Source organism: Mycobacterium sp. 48b, assembly GCF_048282725.1.
Taxonomy (GTDB): domain Bacteria; phylum Actinomycetota; class Actinomycetes; order Mycobacteriales; family Mycobacteriaceae; genus Mycobacterium.
Genome location: NZ_JBLVUL010000001.1, coordinates 1,057,317 through 1,075,429, shown reverse-complemented (window position 1 = coordinate 1,075,429; position 18,113 = coordinate 1,057,317). Strand labels below are relative to the sequence as shown.

Genomic DNA, 18,113 nt, shown 5'->3' with positions numbered 1-18,113 from the left:
CTATCGGTCGGACTCACAGGCTTGGTTAGCATGCACTGGTGGCAACCACTGAGAGCGGCGCCAAACACGTCGGCTGGCCGTCGCGGCTGACCAAGGCCCGGCTGCATTTCGTAACGGGCAAGGGCGGCACCGGCAAGTCGACCGTGGCCGCGGCCCTGGCACTGGCGCTGGCCGCCGGCGGCCGCAAGGTGCTGCTGGTCGAGGTCGAGGAGCGCCAGGGCATCGCGCAGCTGTTCGACGTGCCGCCGCTGCCGTATGAAGAAGTCAAGGTCGCCACGGCAGACGGCGGCGGTCAGGTCAATGCGCTCGCGATCGACATCGAGGCCGCGTTCCTGGAATACCTCGACATGTTCTACAACCTCGGCCTCGCCGGCCGGGCGATGCGTCGCATCGGGGCCATCGAGTTCGCCACCACCATCGCGCCCGGTCTGCGTGACGTGCTGCTCACCGGCAAGATCAAAGAGATCGTGACGCGCACGGCGAAGGACGCCAAGGGCAAGCGCGGCGTCTACGACGCCGTGGTGGTGGATTCGCCTCCCACCGGCCGCATCTCGCGGTTCCTGGACGTCACGAAGGCGGTTTCCGACCTGGCCAAGGGCGGGCCGGTGCACTCCCAGGCCGATGGTGTGGTCAAGCTGCTGCACTCCGAGCAGACCGCCATTCACCTGGTCACCCTGCTGGAGGCTTTGCCGATCCAGGAGACCTTGGAAGCGATCGAGGAGCTCACCGAGATGGGGCTGCCGATCGGCAGCGTCATCGTCAACCGCAACATCCCGGCGTACCTTCCCGCCGGGGATCTGGCCAAGGCCGCCGAGGGCGACATCGACGCCGACGCGGTCCGAGCCGGTCTGGACAAGGCCGGGATCACGTTGGCCGACAACGACTTCGCGGGCCTGCTCACCGAGTCGATCCAGCACGCCACCCGCATCGCGGCCCGCGCCGAGAGCGCCGAACAGCTCGACGCCCTCGACGTGCCCCGCCTCGAACTGCCCGCGCTGGCCGACGGTGTCGACCTGGGCAGCCTGTATGAACTCGCCGAAGCACTCGAACAGCAGGGGGTCAGATAGTGAGTACCACACCGCCCGCCCTTGACATGCACACGATCCTGTCCGACACCGCCAACCGCGTCGTAGTCTGTTGCGGCGCAGGCGGAGTCGGGAAGACCACCACCGCAGCCGCCATGGCACTGCGGGCCGCTGAATACGGCCGCACGGTCGTGGTGCTCACCATCGACCCGGCCAAGCGACTGGCCCAGGCACTGGGCATCAAAGATCTGGGCAACACCCCGCAGCGGGTTCCGCTGGCGCCTGAGGTCACCGGCGAGCTGCACGCGATGATGCTGGACATGCGCCGCACGTTCGACGAGATGGTGGTGCAGTACTCGGATCCCGGCCGCGCAGACGCCATTCTGGAGAACCAGTTCTACCAAACCGTCGCCACGTCGCTCGCCGGCACGCAGGAGTACATGGCGATGGAGAAGCTCGGCCAGCTCCTGGCCGAGGACAAGTGGGATCTGGTGGTGGTGGACACCCCGCCGTCCCGCAATGCGCTGGACTTCCTTGACGCGCCGAAACGGTTGGGCAGCTTCATGGACAGCCGGTTGTGGCGCATGCTGCTGGCGCCGGGGCGGGGCATCGGCAAGCTCGTCACCGGCGCGGTAGGCCTGGCCATGAAGGCCCTGTCCACCGTGCTGGGTTCGCAAATGCTTTCCGATGCAGCAGGTTTCGTTCAGGCGCTGGACGCCACGTTCGACGGTTTCCGGCAGAAGGCCGACAAGACATACGAACTGCTCAAGCGCCGCGGCACCCAATTCGTCGTGGTTTCCGCGGCCGAGCCCGATGCCCTGCGTGAGGCCTCGTTCTTCGTCGACCGGCTCTCGAACGAGCACATGCCGCTGGCCGGGCTGATCCTGAACCGCACCCATCCCACGCTGTCCGACCTGCACGCCGAGAAGGCCGAGGAAGCCGCCGACGAGTTGGCGGCAGCGGATCCGGATTCGCTGGCCGCGGCGGTGCTGCGCATCCACGCCGACCGGGCCCACACCGCCAAGCGCGAGGTGCGGCTGCTGTCCCGGTTCACCGGCGCCAACCCGCATGTGGCGATCGTCGGCGTGCCTTCGCTGCCGTTCGACGTGTCAGATCTCGACGCGCTGCGCGCGATCGCGGATCAGATCACCGGAGAGGCGGCCGACGCCGCCTGACCGGCGTCCTCCAGATAGCGGCGGATCTCGTTGCCCAGCAGTCCCATCGCGTCCAGGCACGGATCGCGATGGTCCTCACCCCAGGCCCAGTTGGCCAGGACGGCGTAGCCCACCCGGTGTCCGCTGGCGGCGTGCCCGACGCATCCGATGTCGATGCGCGCATCGGAGATGGTTCCGGTCTTGTTCCAGAGTTCGAAGCCGGCGTCGGGCTCGGTGTGGGCCAGTGGGTCCAGGCCGAATGCCCGGGCCACCATGGACAGATCGGTGTTGACGCCGAGCCATCGCCGGACCCGCTCGGACGCCGCGGCGCCGTGGATGTCGCCCGCGTGCAGGCGGGCGACGAAGTCGCACAGTTCGGCGGCGCTGCCCATCGAGAGCGTGAGCGGATCATCCTGGGATCGGTTCAGCCGCACCCGGTCTCGTAATCCGCTGGCGGTGAATCCGAGGTCGCGGGTGGCGCGCTGCACCTCATCGAGCCCGAGCCGGCGAAGCAGCATGTTGGTGGCCATGTTGTCGCTGACCGCACCGATCAGCAGGCACAGGTCATCGATCCGGTGGTCCTGCTGCCGCAGCAGGTAGAGGATGCCGGAATCGGCCACCTGGTCCTCGGCGGTGGCGGAGACGATTTCACCCGGGTCCAGGGTCGCGTCGCCGAACCGGCGCGCCACCTCGGACAGCAAGAAGACCTTCCCCACACTGGCCGTCTTGAGCACGCGGTCCGGGGTGTGTTCCCACAAGATCTGGTCGGTGTTCAGGTCGGTGACGCGGGCCGACCAGGTCGCAGCGTCGGCCAGCCAGGACGAGGCCCGGGAGAAGAAGCCGCTCATGCCAATTCGGCGGCTTCAGCGTCGACGGGCATCCGCCCGAACCGCTTGCGCAGGACGTACGCGACGACGACCACGACCAGGCTCAGCACGCTGGCCAGCAGCTGGACGCGCTGATCGACGTCGAACAGCATGGCCAGCAGGGCCAGGACGAAACACGCGATCACCACGACGGTCAGATACGGGAAGAACCACATCTTCAGCGTCAGCTTGGACGGGTCTTCACGTTCGATGGCCCGGCGTACCCGCAGTTCGGAGATGCCGATCATGATGTACATGAAGATCGCGACCACGCCGCACGAGTTCACCAGGAACAGGAACAGAGAATCGGGTGCGATGTAGGCGAGCACCACGGAGATCCAGCCGATGACCGTGCTGGCCAGCACGGCCCGGGTCGGAACGCCGCGGGAGTTGGTGCGCACCAACCACTCCGGCGCGTCGCCGTGCGATGCGAGGACGCGCAGCATGCGCGAGGACGTGTAGATCGACGAGTTCAGCACCGAGAGCACCGCGGTGAGGATGACGAAGTTCATGATCGCGCCGGCGCCGGGAATCTCCAGTTTGTCCAGCGCGGCCACATACGGGCTGGACAGCACGGACGCGTCGTTCCACGGCAGGATGCACACGACCAGGAAGATCGACCCGACGTAGAACAGGATGATCCGCCAGATGACTCCGGTGGTGGCCCTGGCCACCGACTTCGCCGGCTCGGCGCTCTCCGCGGCGGCGATGGTGACGATCTCGGCTCCGCCGAAGGCGAAGATCACCACCACCACGGCGCCCAGGATCGCCCCGACGCCGTTGGGCGCGAAGCCGCCGTGGGACACCAGATTGCTCAGTCCGCTGGTGTCGCCCGGCCACAGTCCCAGGACCCACAGCAGGCCCAGCACGATGAACGACACAATGGCGGCGACCTTGATGCCGGAGAACCAGAATTCGAATTCGCCGAACCACCGCACCGAGATCAGGTTGGTCACGGTCATCACGGCCATCAACAACATGGCCATGAGCCACAGCGGCAAACCGACCCAGACGGACAGGATCTTCGCCCCGGCAACGGCTTCCACCGCGATGATGATCACGTAGTAGTACCAGTACAACCAGCCGAGGGTGAAGCCCGCCCACGGCCCGATCCCCATCCGGGCGTAGTCGGCGAACGCACCGGTCCTCGGCTTTGCGACCACCATCTCGCCCAGCATGCGCAGGGTGCACAGCACCAGCGCGCCGGCCAGAACGTAGGACAGGATCGCGGCGGGGCCTGCGGTCTTGATGACCGCACCGCTACCGACGAACAGCCCGGCACCGATGGCACCGCCGATCGCGATCATCGTCATGTGTCGCGTTTTCAGCGACCTGGCCAGGCCGGAGCGGGGTTCGTCGGTGGAGGACGACTGGGATGTCGAATCGAGCATATGGGCGGTCGCAATCAGTCGGAGGGTCAGGCGGACGGGAGCAGAGGCAGCGGCGCAAGAGACGGTTCGCCTGCCTCGGCGACGATCTGTTCGATCGTCTGGGCCCGACGGGCGAGCGACCAGCGTCGGTCGCCCTCGGCGTCGGTCCCCACGGTGTAGACACCGGGTCGGGGCAGCGCGTTGTACGAGAAGTGGGTGGAGAAGTAGTAGCCCCCGGTATCCGGAACGGCCACCAGGTCTCCCCCGCGAATGAACGGCAATTCGCGGCCGACGGCCAGCATGTCACCGGTGAAGCAGGCGGGCCCGGCCACATCCTGTACCCGCACGGCGTCGTCGCGGCGCCGTCCCTGCGGGTCGTAGATCTCGACTCGCAGTGGCCACGCCTCGGGCGCGAAGATCGTGCGGGTGGCCACCTGCACACCGGCGTGGGTGATGGCGATCGGCCGGCCTCCGGTGACTTTCGTGTACTCGACCCGGGCGACGATGGTGCCGGCCTTGGCCGTCAGCGCGCGTCCGAATTCGGTCACCAAGGCGTACGTGCCGTCGAACAGCTGCGGCACCGCAGCCTCCAGCACGGCACGGTGATCGGCGAAACTCGGTGTGATGTCGTCGGAATCGAAGTTGACCGGCAATCCTCCGCCGATGTCGATCCGCTGGATCTGCCGGAAGCCGACCCGTGCGGTGATCTCGGCGGCGAGCTCTGCCACCAGCCGTACGCCCTCGGCGGCGTGGTCGAGGCTCATCCCCTGCGATCCACTGTGCACGTGCAACTGGGTCAACCAGGGCCGGGCCGAGAAGGCGTCGATGATTTCGACGCGGTGGTCGGCCAGCCCGATCCCGAACTTGGAGGTGGCCGTGGCCGTACTCATGGCGCCGATGGTGCCTGCGCCGGTCTGCGGATTGAGCCTCATCCCGATCACCGACCGAGGCCGACCCGTCCGAGCGATCGCCTGATCGACGCGTGCCAGTTCCTCGAAGTTGTCGATGTTGAACGACGCACCCAGCTCGAGCGCCTTCTCGATCTCCGTGGTGGTCTTGGCCGGAGAGTCGAACACGATGCGTTGGGCCGGGAAGCCCGCGGCCAGGGCCAGTTCGAGCTCACCGGGGCTGGCCACCTCGCATCCGAATCCCACCTGGGCGAAGCGCGCAAGCACCGGGCGCAGGGTGATCGCCTTGGCTGCGATGGTGTGCAGTGCCGGCATGCCCGGCGGGTATGCCTCGTTCAGCGACCGCATCAGTTCATCGAGGGTGTCCAGGTCGATGACTCCGCACATCGGGTGCAGGTCGCCGATGAATCCCTGCCGAACCACACCGGCCACGATTTCGCCGCGCCGGTTCAGGAGTGTGTCCGGATCCGGCAGTGGTGGCCCGGTGCGCAGTGGTGCATCAATCACAGATAAACCCTATGAATACAGCCCCTGGTGGGGAGAGCCATGCGGGCTGAGGAATTCCGTGCGGATCTTCGTCGGATTCGGAGGAAGCCCCCGAGACCCCGATGGCGGTATCTCCGAAATGCACTAACCGGATCCGCGATTCTTGTCGATGTCGACGGGCGGGCGGCCGGCACGGACCTCACCGCGTCGTTCCCACAGCAGAAGCCCTAGGGATGCGCGGAGCCGGGCTGCCGCCGAGTGCAGGTCGATACCGGAGACCACCCGGATCCGGTCCAGTCGGTACCGCAGCGAATTGGCGTGGATGCTCAACTGGCGGGCCGCTCCGCTCAGGTTGCCCGGGTGGTCGAGCACGGCCCCTACGGTGTCGACGAACGCCGTGCCGTGGTCGGTGTCGTGTCGGCGCAGGGCCGACAGCGGTTCGGTGATCGTGTCGGCCATCGGATCGAGCAGATCGGCCGCCCGGACCAGGGTGAGCGCGTCCTGCACGTCGGCCGCGGTGAGCACCGGCCGACGGTCGCGCGGCTGGTGCGCGGCCTCGAGTGCGGCCGCGTCGAGGACCTGACGCGCGACGATTGCGGAGTTCCGCAGGTAGGCGATGGTGCCGACGACGGGCCCGACTGCGACCGGGCCGGCGTGGGCGGCCGAAACCCGGGTCAAGTGCCTCGACAGACTCTCGGCCAGATCCGCCTCGGCGGACTCGTCGTCCTGCACCGGCAGCACGGCGAAGAGATCGGCCCCGACCCGCGCCGTCCGCGCGCCGGCCCGCAGGGCCTGAACATGGAACATCAGGGAGCGGGACGCGGGCGTATCGGAGCCGAGCGCGACGACCGCATGTCGGGTGTCCGGTTGCAATCCGAGTAGCGTCGCCGGGACTCCGGGGTCCACGCCACGCGAGAGCAGGTCGACCAGAGCCGACTCCTGGAGCCTGCGCTCGTACTGATCGCGGTGCACTTCCCGCAGCATCATCGCCGCGGCGGTCTGGCGGACCTGCAGCAGCAGTTGTCGTAGTTCTTCGCGATCGGTGTCGTCCTCCAGCGCCGCCCAGATCGTGCCGAGCGTTTCGGAGCCGGATTTCATCGCGACCACCATGCGGGCCGGGTCGTCATCCTCGGCGTTGCGCACGACCACGTCATCGGATCGCCAGACCGCGGGCAGAAATCCGGTGGACATCAGCCGTTCGACCCGCCACGCGGGCACCGCGCCGCCCAGGATGGTCTGGTTTCGGATCGGGTCGACACCAGGCCCGACGACGGCATATGCCAGGACTCGAGACTCCAGATCCTCGATCGTCACCGGAGCGCCGGTCTGACTGCTGATCCACCGGGCCAGGGCCTGCAAGTTGTCCACCTGTGGGGCCGGGCTGACGATGCGGCCGGCACCGAGCAGCCGGACCAGGACCCGGAACAGCTCGCTCCAACCCACCCATGGCGAACGGCGGAACAGCCTGGTGCAGTGGCTGGGCAACATCGATACGTCGGTCGTGGCGTCGGGTGGAAGCACAACGGCCGCAGCGGTTCCCACTTCGTCGAGCAACGATCCGAGCGCGAACCGGTCTTCGATGCGAGTGCTGACCAATACGATGGTGCCGCTGTAGTCCGCCCCCGGGATCCCGGGCTCGTGCAGAGCGACGTCACTCAACAACGGATCGTCGCCGGTTTCCTCCGCAGGCAGCGGCATCAACATGCCGGCGGCACCGGAAACCATCGCCGACAACGGAAGAACGCTGACAGGCTCACTCACTGCCGCTGATTACCATGTGCCACAACCGAATACACTACCGTCGGCTGCGATTTGGCGCGCGCGGACAGGGCCCCCGCGCAAGGGCATGGGGATTAGACCGCGCTGCGGTGGTGCTTGCGCTGGGCGGCGAAGAACTCGGCCCAGGAGATGACTTCGGGATGCTGCTTGAGCAGGGCACGACGCTGACGTTCTGTCATCCCGCCCCAGACTCCGAACTCCACGCGGTTGTCCAGCGCATCGGCACCGCATTCGAGGATCACCGGGCAGTGCCTGCAGATCACGGCGGCTTTACGTTGTGCGGCACCGCGGACGAACAGCTCGTCCGGATCGGCCTGACGGCACCTCGCCTGCGAAACCCAGGCGATCCGGGCTTCGCCCTCGCCTCGGTGGACCAGGTTGGGGGCTGGGATGGAAGCGTTCATCTTGTCTGCGACAGTTCGTGTACCTGACACCAGCGATCCCTTCGTTCCAGCCATCTCCCCAGATGGCGGGCGTTGAACCTTCCGGTGTAGAACGCCATTGCGATCTACGCCACATTGCGCCAGCCTGTGTTACCTGGATCGCACTGTGTGTCCAAGCTAGGTGGTCAGAGGGTATTTACGCAACAGTTTGCGAACCACTTTTTTGGGACGGCCGTGCCGTCTGACCGTCTTCCCGGCCCGCCGCGGTATTTCTGCAGGCAAGCGCGATGAGCCGGTGGGCCCCGCTCACAGGAAACGCGCCGCAGGGAGATAGCTACTCTGTACCCATGCCGGAGCAGCCGACACGACCGCCCGCGCAGCCACCCCAAGCGGTCACCATCATCAAGCTTGCCTGGTGCTGCCTGTTGGCCAGCGTGCTGGCGGCCGCGTTCATGTTCCCTGTCGTGGGTGGCATCGGCCTGATGTCCAACCGGGCTTCCGACGTGGTGGCCAACGGTTCGGCGGCACTGGTCGACGGCGAGGTTCCGCAGGTCTCGACCATGGTCGACGCCAAGGGCAACACCATCGCCTGGCTGTATTCACAGCGCCGGTTCGAGGTGCCGAGCGATCAGATCGCCAACACCATGAAGCTCGCCCTTGTCTCCATCGAGGACAAGCGGTTCGCCGAACACAACGGCGTGGACTGGCAGGGCACGCTGACCGGCCTGACCGGATACATGCGCGGCGACGCGGACACCCGCGGCGGTTCGACCATCGAGCAGCAGTATGTGAAGAACTACCAGCTGCTGGTCGTCGCCCAGACAGACGCCGAGCGCCGCGCCGCGATCGAGACCACCCCGGCCCGCAAACTGCGTGAGATCCGGATGGCCCTGACGCTGGACAAGACGTTCACCAAGCCCGAGATCCTGACCCGCTATCTCAACCTGGTCTCGTTCGGCAACGGCGCGTTCGGTGTTCAGGACGCCGCGCAGACCTATTTCGGCGTCAACGCCTCCGAGCTGAACTGGCAGCAGGCCGCCCTGCTCGCCGGCATGGTGCAGTCCACCAGCGCGCTCAATCCCTACACCAACCCGGACGGCGCGCTGGCCCGGCGGAACCTGGTGCTGGACACCATGATCGACAACATCCCGCAGGAGGCCGCGGCACTGCGGGCCGCCAAGCAGCAGCCGCTGGGCATCCTGCCGCAGCCCAACGAGCTGCCCCGGGGCTGCATCGCCGCCGGTGACCGGGCGTTCTTCTGCGATTACGCGCTGGAGTACCTGGCCCGTGCCGGGCTGTCCAAGGAGCAGGTCGCCAAGGGCGGCTATCTGATCAAGACCACGCTGGACCCGGATGTGCAGGGCTCGGTGAAGTCGGCGATCGACAGCATCGCCCGGCCGGACGCCCCCGGCGTCGCCAGCGTCATGAGCGTGATCAAGCCGGGTAAGGAGTCGCATCCGGTCCTGGCGATGGGCAGCAATCGCACCTACGGCCTGAACACCGATGCCGGCGAGACCATGCAGCCGCAGCCGTTCTCACTCGTCGGCGACGGCGCCGGGTCGATCTTCAAGATCTTCACCACGGCCGCGGCCATGGACATGGGGATGGGCATCAACACCCAGCTGCCTGTGCCCGGCTTCTTCCAGGCCAAGGGCCTGGGCAGCAGCGACACCCCGGGATGCCCGAAGGAAACCTGGTGCGTGAAGAACGCCGGCGGTTACCGGGGCTCGATGAGCGTCACCGATGCCCTGGCCACCTCGCCCAACACCGCGTTCGCCAAGCTCATCTCCCAGATCGGCGTGCAGCGGTCGGTCGACATGGCGGTCAAGCTGGGCCTGCGGTCCTATGCATTGCCCGGCACCGCCCGCGACTACGACCCGGAGAGCAACGAGAGCCTCGCCGACTTCGTCAAGCGCCAGAACATCGGCTCGTTCACGCTGGGCCCCATCGAGGTCAACGCGCTCGAGTTGTCGAACGTGGCGGCCACGCTGGCCTCCGGCGGAACCTGGTGCCCGCCCAACCCGATCGGTCAGGTGCTCGACCGGCACGGCAATGAGGTGTCGGTGACCACGGAGACGTGCGAGCAGGCAGTGCCCGAGGGGCTGGCCAACACCCTGGCCAACGCGATGAGCAAGGACGACCAGGCCGGCGGTACCGCCTCCGGGTCGGCCGGTTCGGTGGGCTGGGATCTGCCGATGTCGGGCAAGACCGGCACCACCGAGGCGCACCGCTCGTCGGGCTTCCTGGGCTTCACCAACCAGTACGCGGCGGCCAACTACATCTATGACGATTCCACCAGCCCCGGCGAGCTGTGCTCGTTCCCGCTGCGCCAGTGCGGGGACGGCGACCTGTTCGGTGGCAACGAGCCGGCCCGCACCTGGTTCACCGCGCTGAAGCCGATCGCCAACAACTTCGGGCCGGTCGCCCTGCCGCCGACCGATCCGCGCTACGTCGACGGCGGCCCCGGCTCCGTGGTTCCGACCGTCAACGGCCTGGACGAGACGGCCGCGCGCCAGCGGCTCAAGGAGTCCGGATTCCAGGTGGCCGACGGAGCCGCCTCGGTCAACAGCAGCTCGCGCTACGGCACCGTGGTCGGCACTTCGCCCGCCGGGCAGACGATTCCGGGCTCGATCATCACGATCCAGGTCAGCAACGGGATCCCGCCCGCCCCGCCGCCTCCTCCGGTGGCGTTCCCGTTCCCGGGCGGCCCGCCGCCCGAGATCGGCCAGACAGTGGTCGAGATCCCCGGACTGCCTCCGATCACCGTGCCGGTGCTCGGGCCTCCACCACCCCCGTGACGACCGGTTCGCAGTAGGCTTGCCTGCATGTCAGTGAAGAAGGCAGCTGCCGTCACCGCCAGTTCGTTGGTTGCCGGGATCGGCTACGCGTCCCTCATCGAGCGCAATGCGTTCGTGCTGCGGGAAGCGACCATGCCGGTACTGGCCCCGGGCTCGTCGCCCCTGCGCGTGCTGCATCTCTCCGATCTACACATGCGTCCCAACCAGCGCCGCAAGCAGGCCTGGCTGCGTGATCTCGCTCGCCTTGAGCCCGATCTGGTGGTCAACACCGGCGACAATCTGGCCCATCCGAAGGCCGTCCCTGCCGTCGTGCAGTCTTTGAGTGACCTGCTCTCGGCGCCCGGCCTGTTCGTGTTCGGCAGCAACGACTATTTCGCGCCGCGGCTGAAGAACCCGCTGAACTACGTCACCAACCCGCAGCACCGCTCGCACGGTGAGCCGCTGCCGTGGCAGGACCTGCGCGCGGCGTTCACCGAGCGCGGCTGGCTCGACATGACCCACATCCGTCGCGACGTCGAGGTGGCCGGGCTGCACATCTCGGCGGCCGGTGTCGACGATCCGCACCTCAAGCGCGACCGCTACGACACCATCGCGGGCCGGGCCAACGGAGCGGCCAACCTGACGCTGGGCCTCACGCACTCCCCCGAGCCTCGCGTGCTGGACCGCTTCGCGGCCGACGGCTATCAGCTGGTGCTCGCCGGACACACCCACGGCGGACAGCTGTGCCTGCCGTTCTACGGGGCCATCGTGACCAACTGCGAGCTGGACCGGTCCCGGGCCAAGGGCGCCTCGAAGTGGGGATCGCACATGCAACTGCATGTGTCCGCGGGCATCGGCACGTCGCCGTTCGCGCCGCTGCGGTTCTGCTGCCGTCCGGAGGCCACTCTGCTGACACTGGTCGCGGCGCCGACCGGAGGCGGGCACGTCGGGATCAGGGCCGGGCAATCCAGCCCGACCGTCTCGGCCCGGTGAGCGAACCTGGCTGTACCGCGTCGCACCCCCGGCCACGCCGGTGGGTCGACAATGCGGTGCGGTTGATCGAGGCCGATTCCAAACGCAGCGCGGACACCCATCTGCTGCGCTATCCACTTCCCGCGAAATGGCGCGAGGAAGTGGATGTCGCGCTGTATCTCAAGGACGAGTCCACACACATCACCGGCAGCCTCAAACACCGGCTGGCCCGTTCCCTGTTCCTGTACGGGTTGTGCAACGGCTGGATCGGTGAGGGCACCACGATCATCGAAGCGTCGTCGGGCTCGACCGCGGTGTCGGAGGCATACTTCGCGGCGCTGCTGGGTCTGCCGTTCATCGCGGTAGTGCCCGCCTCGACCAGCGGTTCGAAGATCGCGCTGATCGAAGCCCAAGGCGGCCGTTGCCATTTCGTCGCCGAGTCGTCGCAGGTGTATGCCGAGGCGCACAGGTTGGCCGAGGAGACCGGCGGCCATTACCTGGACCAGTTCACCAACGCCGAGCGGGCCACCGACTGGCGTGGCAACAACAACATCGCCGAGTCGATCTATGAGCAGATGCGCCTGGAACCGCATCCGGTCCCGGAGTGGATCGTGGTGGGAGCAGGCACCGGCGGCACCAGCGCGACCATCGGCCGCTATATCCGCTACCGCAGGCATGCCACGCAGTTGTGTGTCGTCGATCCGGAGAACTCGGCGTTCTTCCCGGGCTACGCGCAGGACCGCGACGACGTCGTCACCGGTGCGTCGTCACGTATCGAGGGCATCGGCAGGCCGCGGGTGGAACCGTCGTTTCTGCCAGGGGTGGTCGATCGGATGATCGCCGTGCCCGACAGCGGATCGGTTGCCGCGGCCCATCACGCGAGCCTGGTGCTCGGACGCCGGGTCGGGCCGTCGACCGGGACCAATCTGTGGGGTGCGTTCGGACTGCTGGCCGAGATGATCGCGCACGGCCGCAGCGGCTCGGTGGTGACCCTGCTGGCCGACAGCGGTGACCGCTACGCCGATACCTACTTCGACGCGGACTGGCTCAGCGCCCAGGGGCTGGACACCTCGGCGTCCGCGGCGGTGCTCTCGGAGTTCGAACGCTCGGGCAGCTGGTCCTGATCGGTCTCGGCCGTCAGGAACAGCCACAACGCTGCCAGGGCGAAGAAACCCAGGTAGATGAAGGCGCCCAACACGGTCATGCGTCGTATAACGCCGCCGAGGTACCCGTTGCTTCCCGTTGCCCGCAGATTTCTACGCCGGGGTCGTAGCCGGTGCCTCGCAACGACCCACAGGTGGAACTCGGCGCCGAGGTGGCCGTTTGGCTTTCGAGGTACCCGGTGCGATACGCTGTCGGAGCTTCACGCGGGGTGTGGCGCAGCTTGGTAGCGCGCTTCGTTCGGGACGAAGAGGTCGTGGGTTCGAATCCCGCCACCCCGACAGTGCAAGCAAGGCCCAGTCCAAAGAAATCCGGTCTGGGCCTTGCTTTTTATCGGTCAGAACCACCGGGCGTGCATCTTCTCCAGGAATGCCGGGCTCATCGGGCAGCCCGACCCCTCAGCAATGACGCTGTCGATTCCGCACCGGGGACACAGAGCGGTCTGACCCTCGTCGATCCACTCGACGATCTCGGTGGGCGGGTAGATCGCCAGACAGTAGAAGCACCCGCACCTGGCGGATTCACCCAGGTGCGCGCGATTGCCACGGCTGTGTGAGTGCGCGGCAACGACGTCACTCATGCGGGTGGCCCTTCTTGCCGTGCCCCTTGCCGTTCCCGTGGCCGTTTCCGTTGCCGATCCCGGGACCCTGGTCTCCCTCGTCCTCCGGTTCCGTCGGCGCGAACGTCGGAATGCTCGTCGCCGCAGGCACGGTCGGCTCGACAGAGGTGGTCACCGGCGTGACCGGAGCCCGCTGCGGTGGCGGGTCGGAGATCAACAGGATGGCCGCGAGGACGACACCGGTCAGCAGACCCGCGGTCAGCAGTGCCATCCGGACGCGCGAGCGGCGGGGCGGAGCCGGCGGTGGCGCGGCGGGCAGCATCAGGGTGGCGGGCCGCGGCGGCGCCGCGTGCAGCGCGGCAAGCATCTCCGCGGCGTCGGCGAAGCGATACGCAGGATCCCGCGCCATCGCGCGTTCCAGCACGTGGACGAGAGCCGGATCGACGTCCGGACGGAGCATCCCGATCGGCATCAGCGGCTCGTCGAGCACCGCGCGCATGGTGGCGACCGGATTGCCGCGTTCGAACGGGAGCTGTCTGGTCAAGGCCTCGTAGCCGAGGACGCCGAGCGCGTAGAGGTCATCCGTCGGCGCGGCCGGCCGGCCGGTGATCCGTTGCGGGCTCAGGTAATTCGCGGTGCCGAACACCATCCCGACGCGGGTGTGGGCGGCGCCCTCGGTCTTGGCTATTCCGAAGTCGGCGAGCTTGGCGGTGCCGGAAGCGGTGATCAGGACGTTGCCGGGTTTGATGTCGCGGTGCAGGATGCCCGCGTCGTGTGCGGCGGTCAGCGCACGGAGCAGGTCGGCCAGCACCCAGCGCACGCGGTCGGCCGGCAGCGGACCGCGGGCGATCTCCTCGGCCAGAGTGGGCCCGGGCAGTCGTTCCATGACGATGTACGGCGTCCCGTGGTCTTCACCGCTGTCGTGGACCGCGACGATGTTGGGGTGGTTCAGCGCGGCAGCGGCCCGCGCCTCGTTCTCGAAACGCCGGCGCGTCACCTCGTCGGCGGCCAGGGACGGATAGAGCAGCTTGATCGCCACCGGACGCGACAGCCTGGTGTCCCAGCCATCGTGCACCTCGGCCATGCCGCCGCGGCCGAGTACGCCGCGTAGCTCGTAGCGGCCGCCGAGCGCCGCCGTCATAGGTCCCCTCTCCGGTAAGCGCTTTGTACCCGAGTATCCCGCAGTGTCGTCGTGCGGCATGCTGGCACCATGCCCCGGTTCACGCTGGAATCCGCGGATGCCGATTTCTTCACCACGGCACCGCACATCTTCACCTATCAGAAGCGGTTCGACGCTCCGCCCGAAAAGGTATGGGAGTCGCTGGTATCCGATGAGTCCCTGGCCGCGTGGGGACCGTCGATAACCGAAGTGAAGTGGTCGACCCCACGCCCCTTCGGCGTCGGCACCTCCCGCGAGGTGACGCTGGCGCCGGGCGTGGCGCGGGTGCACGAGACGTTCTTCCGCTGGGAGGAAGGCCGCCGTTACTCGTTCACGGTCGATCACGCCAGCATTCCGTCGCTGCGCAGGTTCGCCGAGGACTACCTGATCGAACCCGCCGGCCAGGGGCAGACGCAGTTCACCTGGATCGTGGCGATCGAGCCCAAGCCGTTGTTCGCGATTCCGTTCAAGGCCCTGGCGCCGGTGGTGAAGGCTGCCTTCGGCCGGCTGGCCTCGGACGGTCAGCGCTATTTCGCCGACCGCTGAGCCGCAGGCAACCAGGTGTGAGCACGGTCCCAACCAAGCAGTTGATAGCCTCGGCCGATGGCCGCGCTGAGCTGGATCGCCCAACTGTTGCAGTTCGATCGCCACGGCGATGACTTCTGCATCCGCGAGCCCCGCCGAGGTGCGGTCGAGCGGCTGTTCGGCGGCCTGATCGCGGCGCAGTCGCTGGGGGCGGCCGGGGCCACGGTCGACGACGGCAAACTCCCGCAGTCGCTGCACGCCTATTTCGTCCGCGGCGGACGCTACGACGCCGACGTCGAGTTCCACGTCGACCGCATCCGGGACGGACGCGCGTTCGCCACCCGCCATGTCACCGCCAGCCAGGGCGGGGCGGTGATCCTGGAGATGATCGCCTCGTTCCACCATCCCGAACCGGGAATCGACTGGTCCCCGGAAGCACCGCCGGCGCTGGAGTTCGCCGCGGCGGTCCCCAAGGCCGAGGTGCTGGATTTCGGGGACAAGTTCGAACTGCGCACCACCCACGACGACGCCTCGGAGTTCGCCATCCCGCCGTTCTGGGTCAGGGCCAGCACCCCGATCGAGGATGATCCGCTGATCCGGGCCTGCACGCTCACCTTCATGTCCGACCTCGGCCCGGTGCCCTCGGCGCTGCCACCGGATGTCCGGCTTCGTTCCGATCTCGGGTTCGCGGCCAGCCTGGACCATTCGATCTGGTTTCACCGGCCCTTCCACCCGGAACACTGGCATCGCTACGAGATCCAGCCCGCCAACCACAACGACTCGCGGGGTCTGGCGGTCGGATCCCTCTACGACTCCGACGACACGCTGATCGCCAGCGTCACCCAGGAAGCGCTCTGGCGGATCTAACCCAGGCGTTTGCAATGCCCTCTGGGCGGGCAGTCGGTGGTCATGAAAATCTCCGATGCCGCATCCTGGCCGGTCGAACTGGGCGCGTCGGTACGGCACCGGCGGCTGTTCCACCCGAGCGGCGTGCTGGCCCGCGGCAGTCTTGAGCGCACCGCACCCGCAGACAGAGGCCTACCCCTCTATTCGTGTGAGGTCGTCGGCAGATTGTCGAAGGGGATCGGGACACCTGATTCCGTACCCGACATCGCCGGCCTGGCCTGGCGGATGCCACCGCAACTGTCTGGCACACCATGGGACGTGCTGCTGGCCTCGACGCTGGCCGGCAATCGATTTCTGTTGTGGCCGGCCAACTCCTGGGCCGGTATCACCTTCTCCAGCGTGATGCCGATGAGATTCGACGGCGCCTTGTGGTGGCTGCGGGCCCGCCTCAGCACCGAGTTCGACGGCGCCGGACTCTCGCTCGACAGCGTGAACAAACAGCTGGAACGGGGCGGGATCCAGTTCGACATCGAACAGTCCCGGCTCGCCGGTGAATTCGAGCCGCTGGCCCAGCTGTCGCTGCGCGAGAAACTTCCCCACGGCCGCGATGTCTCATTCGACCCCGCTCTGCACACCGCAGCCGAGGTTCACATGGCGCCGGACTGGCTGGCCGATGTCCGGCGGGTCACCTACCGCCGCAGCCGGATCGGCCGCTCCGCTGAATAGCCAGGCATCGGGTGGCCCAGCGCTCAGTCGGGCGGCTCGTGGCTGGTGCTTTCGGACGTATCGACGTCCGGGGTGTCTTCCGGGACTTTCTTGGCTCGGCTCTTGCCCGCCGCGTCGCTGTCGGCACCGCGATTGTCGCGGTGCTCTTCGTCGTAGATCCCCTTACCTGTAGGCATACGCCTGAGATACCCGTTGACTCGGGATTCAACCGGTTTGCAGGTGCTACAGCCGCGCCTTGACCGCCGCCGACAGCCGCGCACCGTCGGCCTTACCCGCGGCAATGGCCGTCGCCGCCTTCATCACCTGACCCATCTGACGCATGCCGGGCCGCTCCCCGATCTGCTCGGCGACCTGCGCGATGGCGGTGTCGGCCACGTCGGCCAGCTCGGCGTCCGTGAGCGGAGTGGGCAGGTATTCGTCGATGACGCGGGCCTCGGCGTGCTCGTTGGCCGCGAGTTCGCCGCGGCCGTTCTGGGTGTAGATCTCGGCGGCCTCACCGCGCTTCTTCGATTCGCGGGCCAGAACAGCGATCACCTCGGCGTCGGACAGCTCCCGGGCCTGCTTACCCGAGACCTCCTCGCTCTGGATCGCGGCCAGCACCATGCGCAGCGTGGCGGTGCGCAGCTTGTCCTGCGACTTCATCGCACCGGTCAGGTCGGCACGCAGCTTGTCCTTGAGGTCGGCCATAGCGTCAACCTACGCTGCGATCAGCCCTCGCCCGCCGTGAATTTCGCATCGACCGACACCGCGACCTCGATATCGGCGGGGGAAAAGTCCAGTTCTGGCGCACCGCCGCCCTTGGCGGCAGCCATCGCGCGCATGGCCACCGGGGCCGATGAACCCTCCGGAGCCCGGCCCAACATCCCGGCGTCGCCGATCGCCACCGGCCGGACCGGTCCGAGGCCCAGCGCGTCGGAGTACCGCTGGGCCCTGGTGACCGCGTCACGCACGGCGCCGGTGTGCACCTGGGCGACGAGCTCGTCGCGATGCCCGGCGGTCAGTGCCCATTCGATCCGCGACAGGGAAAAGCCGCCGGTGTCGGTGACGTGGCCGCCGACCCATCGCGCCATGGCGGTGAAATCGCTGAACTTGACCTCGAACCCGACGCTGGCGTGGTGCACCAGCGGCAACTGTTTGCCCTCGTTGTTCCAGGGCCGGTCGGCCCAGGTGCGCACGTGGCCGGTGGACCACCAGGTGACCGGGCCGCCATCGGGGTTGTGCAGCGGCGTGATCGAGGATTTCACCGCGTCGAGATCGCGGACCACCCGCTCGTACACCGGCTCGATCGCCGGTCCTTCGTAGCCGAGCGTGGCGTGGACCGTCGCACGTTCGGGCGGCTGAAAGGCGGAGAACGACCCGCGCACGATGATCTCGGTCGGCATGCCCACACCGTAGTTGCTGACGGGAACTACGGTGA

General features: G+C 67.6%; 18 protein-coding genes and 1 tRNA gene. 9 read left to right on the top strand and 10 right to left on the bottom strand.

Annotation, left to right across the window (positions count from 1 at the left end; all coding sequences use genetic code 11):
* Nucleotides 1-35 precede the first annotated feature (35 nt).
* Together ACNQR1_RS05050 and ACNQR1_RS05045 are read left to right on the top strand one after the other, a co-directional pair.
* Nucleotides 36-1,067, top strand: a complete 1,032-nt coding sequence (locus ACNQR1_RS05050; RefSeq protein WP_418050277.1) for an ArsA family ATPase — start codon at nt 36-38, stop codon at nt 1,065-1,067.
* Nucleotides 1,067-2,200, top strand: coding sequence for an ArsA family ATPase (locus ACNQR1_RS05045; protein ID WP_418044527.1), 1,134 nt, complete (start codon nt 1,067-1,069; stop codon nt 2,198-2,200). Before ACNQR1_RS05050 ends, ACNQR1_RS05045 begins: the two co-directional genes overlap by 1 nt.
* Here the strand turns inward: ACNQR1_RS05045 and ACNQR1_RS05040 are convergent.
* The 5 genes from ACNQR1_RS05040 to ACNQR1_RS05020 form a co-directional block, all read right to left on the bottom strand.
* Nucleotides 2,167-3,027 carry a serine hydrolase gene (locus tag ACNQR1_RS05040; protein ID WP_418044526.1) on the bottom strand — a complete coding sequence of 287 codons (861 nt, stop codon included), beginning with the start codon at nt 3,025-3,027 and terminating at the stop codon, nt 2,167-2,169. The genes ACNQR1_RS05045 and ACNQR1_RS05040 overlap by 34 nt on opposite strands.
* Nucleotides 3,024-4,436, bottom strand: coding sequence for an amino acid permease (locus ACNQR1_RS05035; RefSeq protein WP_418044525.1), 1,413 nt, complete (start codon nt 4,434-4,436; stop codon nt 3,024-3,026). The genes ACNQR1_RS05040 and ACNQR1_RS05035 overlap by 4 nt, the downstream gene beginning before the upstream one ends.
* Before the next feature lie 26 nt (nt 4,437-4,462).
* Nucleotides 4,463-5,830 carry a diaminopimelate decarboxylase gene (locus ACNQR1_RS05030; RefSeq protein WP_418044524.1) on the bottom strand — a complete coding sequence of 456 codons (1,368 nt, stop codon included), beginning with the start codon at nt 5,828-5,830 and terminating at the stop codon, nt 4,463-4,465.
* A gap of 123 nt (nt 5,831-5,953) precedes the next feature.
* Nucleotides 5,954-7,570, bottom strand: a complete 1,617-nt coding sequence (locus ACNQR1_RS05025; protein ID WP_418044523.1) for a PucR family transcriptional regulator — start codon at nt 7,568-7,570, stop codon at nt 5,954-5,956.
* 92 nt (nt 7,571-7,662) lie between these two features.
* Nucleotides 7,663-7,992 (bottom strand): WhiB family transcriptional regulator, encoded by a 330-nt coding sequence (locus tag ACNQR1_RS05020; RefSeq protein WP_418044522.1) that lies wholly within the window; start codon nt 7,990-7,992, stop codon nt 7,663-7,665.
* 326 nt (nt 7,993-8,318) lie between these two features.
* Here ACNQR1_RS05020 and ponA2 point away from each other — a divergent pair, with 326 nt between their 5' ends.
* From ponA2 to ACNQR1_RS05000, 4 genes are all read left to right on the top strand, one after another.
* Complete coding sequence (ponA2, locus tag ACNQR1_RS05015) at nt 8,319-10,769, top strand: transglycosylase/D,D-transpeptidase PonA2 (RefSeq protein WP_418044521.1); 2,451 nt, start codon at nt 8,319-8,321, stop codon at nt 10,767-10,769.
* Between the two features lie 27 nt (nt 10,770-10,796).
* On the top strand, nt 10,797-11,741 hold the full coding sequence (locus ACNQR1_RS05010) for a metallophosphoesterase (RefSeq protein WP_418044520.1): 945 nt from the start codon (nt 10,797-10,799) through the stop codon (nt 11,739-11,741).
* Nucleotides 11,738-12,844: a PLP-dependent cysteine synthase family protein gene (locus tag ACNQR1_RS05005; RefSeq protein ID WP_418044519.1), complete on the top strand. Its 1,107-nt coding sequence runs from the start codon at nt 11,738-11,740 to the stop codon at nt 12,842-12,844. The genes ACNQR1_RS05010 and ACNQR1_RS05005 overlap by 4 nt, the downstream gene beginning before the upstream one ends.
* A gap of 244 nt (nt 12,845-13,088) precedes the next feature.
* Nucleotides 13,089-13,162: transfer RNA gene (locus ACNQR1_RS05000), tRNA-Pro, on the top strand.
* 56 nt (nt 13,163-13,218) lie between these two features.
* On the opposite strand, the gene ACNQR1_RS04995 is transcribed toward ACNQR1_RS05000, so the two are convergent.
* Together ACNQR1_RS04995 and ACNQR1_RS04990 are read right to left on the bottom strand one after the other, a co-directional pair.
* A complete protein-coding gene (locus ACNQR1_RS04995; protein WP_418044518.1) occupies nt 13,219-13,461 on the bottom strand; it encodes a cytoplasmic protein in 243 nt (80 codons plus the stop codon).
* Entirely contained in the window at nt 13,454-14,581 is a 1,128-nt protein-coding gene (locus tag ACNQR1_RS04990; protein ID WP_418044517.1) for a serine/threonine-protein kinase, read from the bottom strand. Before ACNQR1_RS04990 ends, ACNQR1_RS04995 begins: the two co-directional genes overlap by 8 nt.
* Nucleotides 14,582-14,650: 69 nt before the next feature.
* On the opposite strand from ACNQR1_RS04990, the gene ACNQR1_RS04985 reads away from it, so the two are divergent.
* From ACNQR1_RS04985 to ACNQR1_RS04975, 3 genes are read left to right on the top strand one after another with little or no spacing between them, the layout of a single operon-like run.
* A complete protein-coding gene (locus ACNQR1_RS04985) occupies nt 14,651-15,145 on the top strand; it encodes an SRPBCC family protein (protein WP_418044516.1) in 495 nt (164 codons plus the stop codon).
* A 57-nt stretch (nt 15,146-15,202) separates the two neighbouring features.
* On the top strand, nt 15,203-15,991 hold the full coding sequence (locus ACNQR1_RS04980) for an acyl-CoA thioesterase (RefSeq protein WP_418044515.1): 789 nt from the start codon (nt 15,203-15,205) through the stop codon (nt 15,989-15,991).
* Nucleotides 15,992-16,033: 42 nt separating this feature from the next.
* Nucleotides 16,034-16,696, top strand: coding sequence for a phosphodiesterase (locus ACNQR1_RS04975; RefSeq protein ID WP_418044514.1), 663 nt, complete (start codon nt 16,034-16,036; stop codon nt 16,694-16,696).
* Between the two features lie 23 nt (nt 16,697-16,719).
* Here ACNQR1_RS04975 and ACNQR1_RS04970 read toward each other — a convergent pair whose 3' ends face one another.
* The 3 genes from ACNQR1_RS04970 to ACNQR1_RS04960 are packed head-to-tail and all read right to left on the bottom strand — an operon-like array spanning nt 16,720 to nt 18,078.
* Entirely contained in the window at nt 16,720-16,872 is a 153-nt protein-coding gene (locus ACNQR1_RS04970; protein ID WP_418044513.1) for a hypothetical protein, read from the bottom strand.
* A 46-nt stretch (nt 16,873-16,918) separates the two neighbouring features.
* Entirely contained in the window at nt 16,919-17,383 is a 465-nt protein-coding gene (locus ACNQR1_RS04965; RefSeq protein WP_211156325.1) for a GatB/YqeY domain-containing protein, read from the bottom strand.
* A 20-nt stretch (nt 17,384-17,403) separates the two neighbouring features.
* The gene (locus ACNQR1_RS04960) at nt 17,404-18,078 is read right to left on the bottom strand and encodes an SIMPL domain-containing protein (protein ID WP_418044512.1); all 675 of its coding nucleotides are present in this window, start codon (nt 18,076-18,078) and stop codon (nt 17,404-17,406) included.
* Between the last annotated feature and the right edge of the window lie 35 nt (nt 18,079-18,113).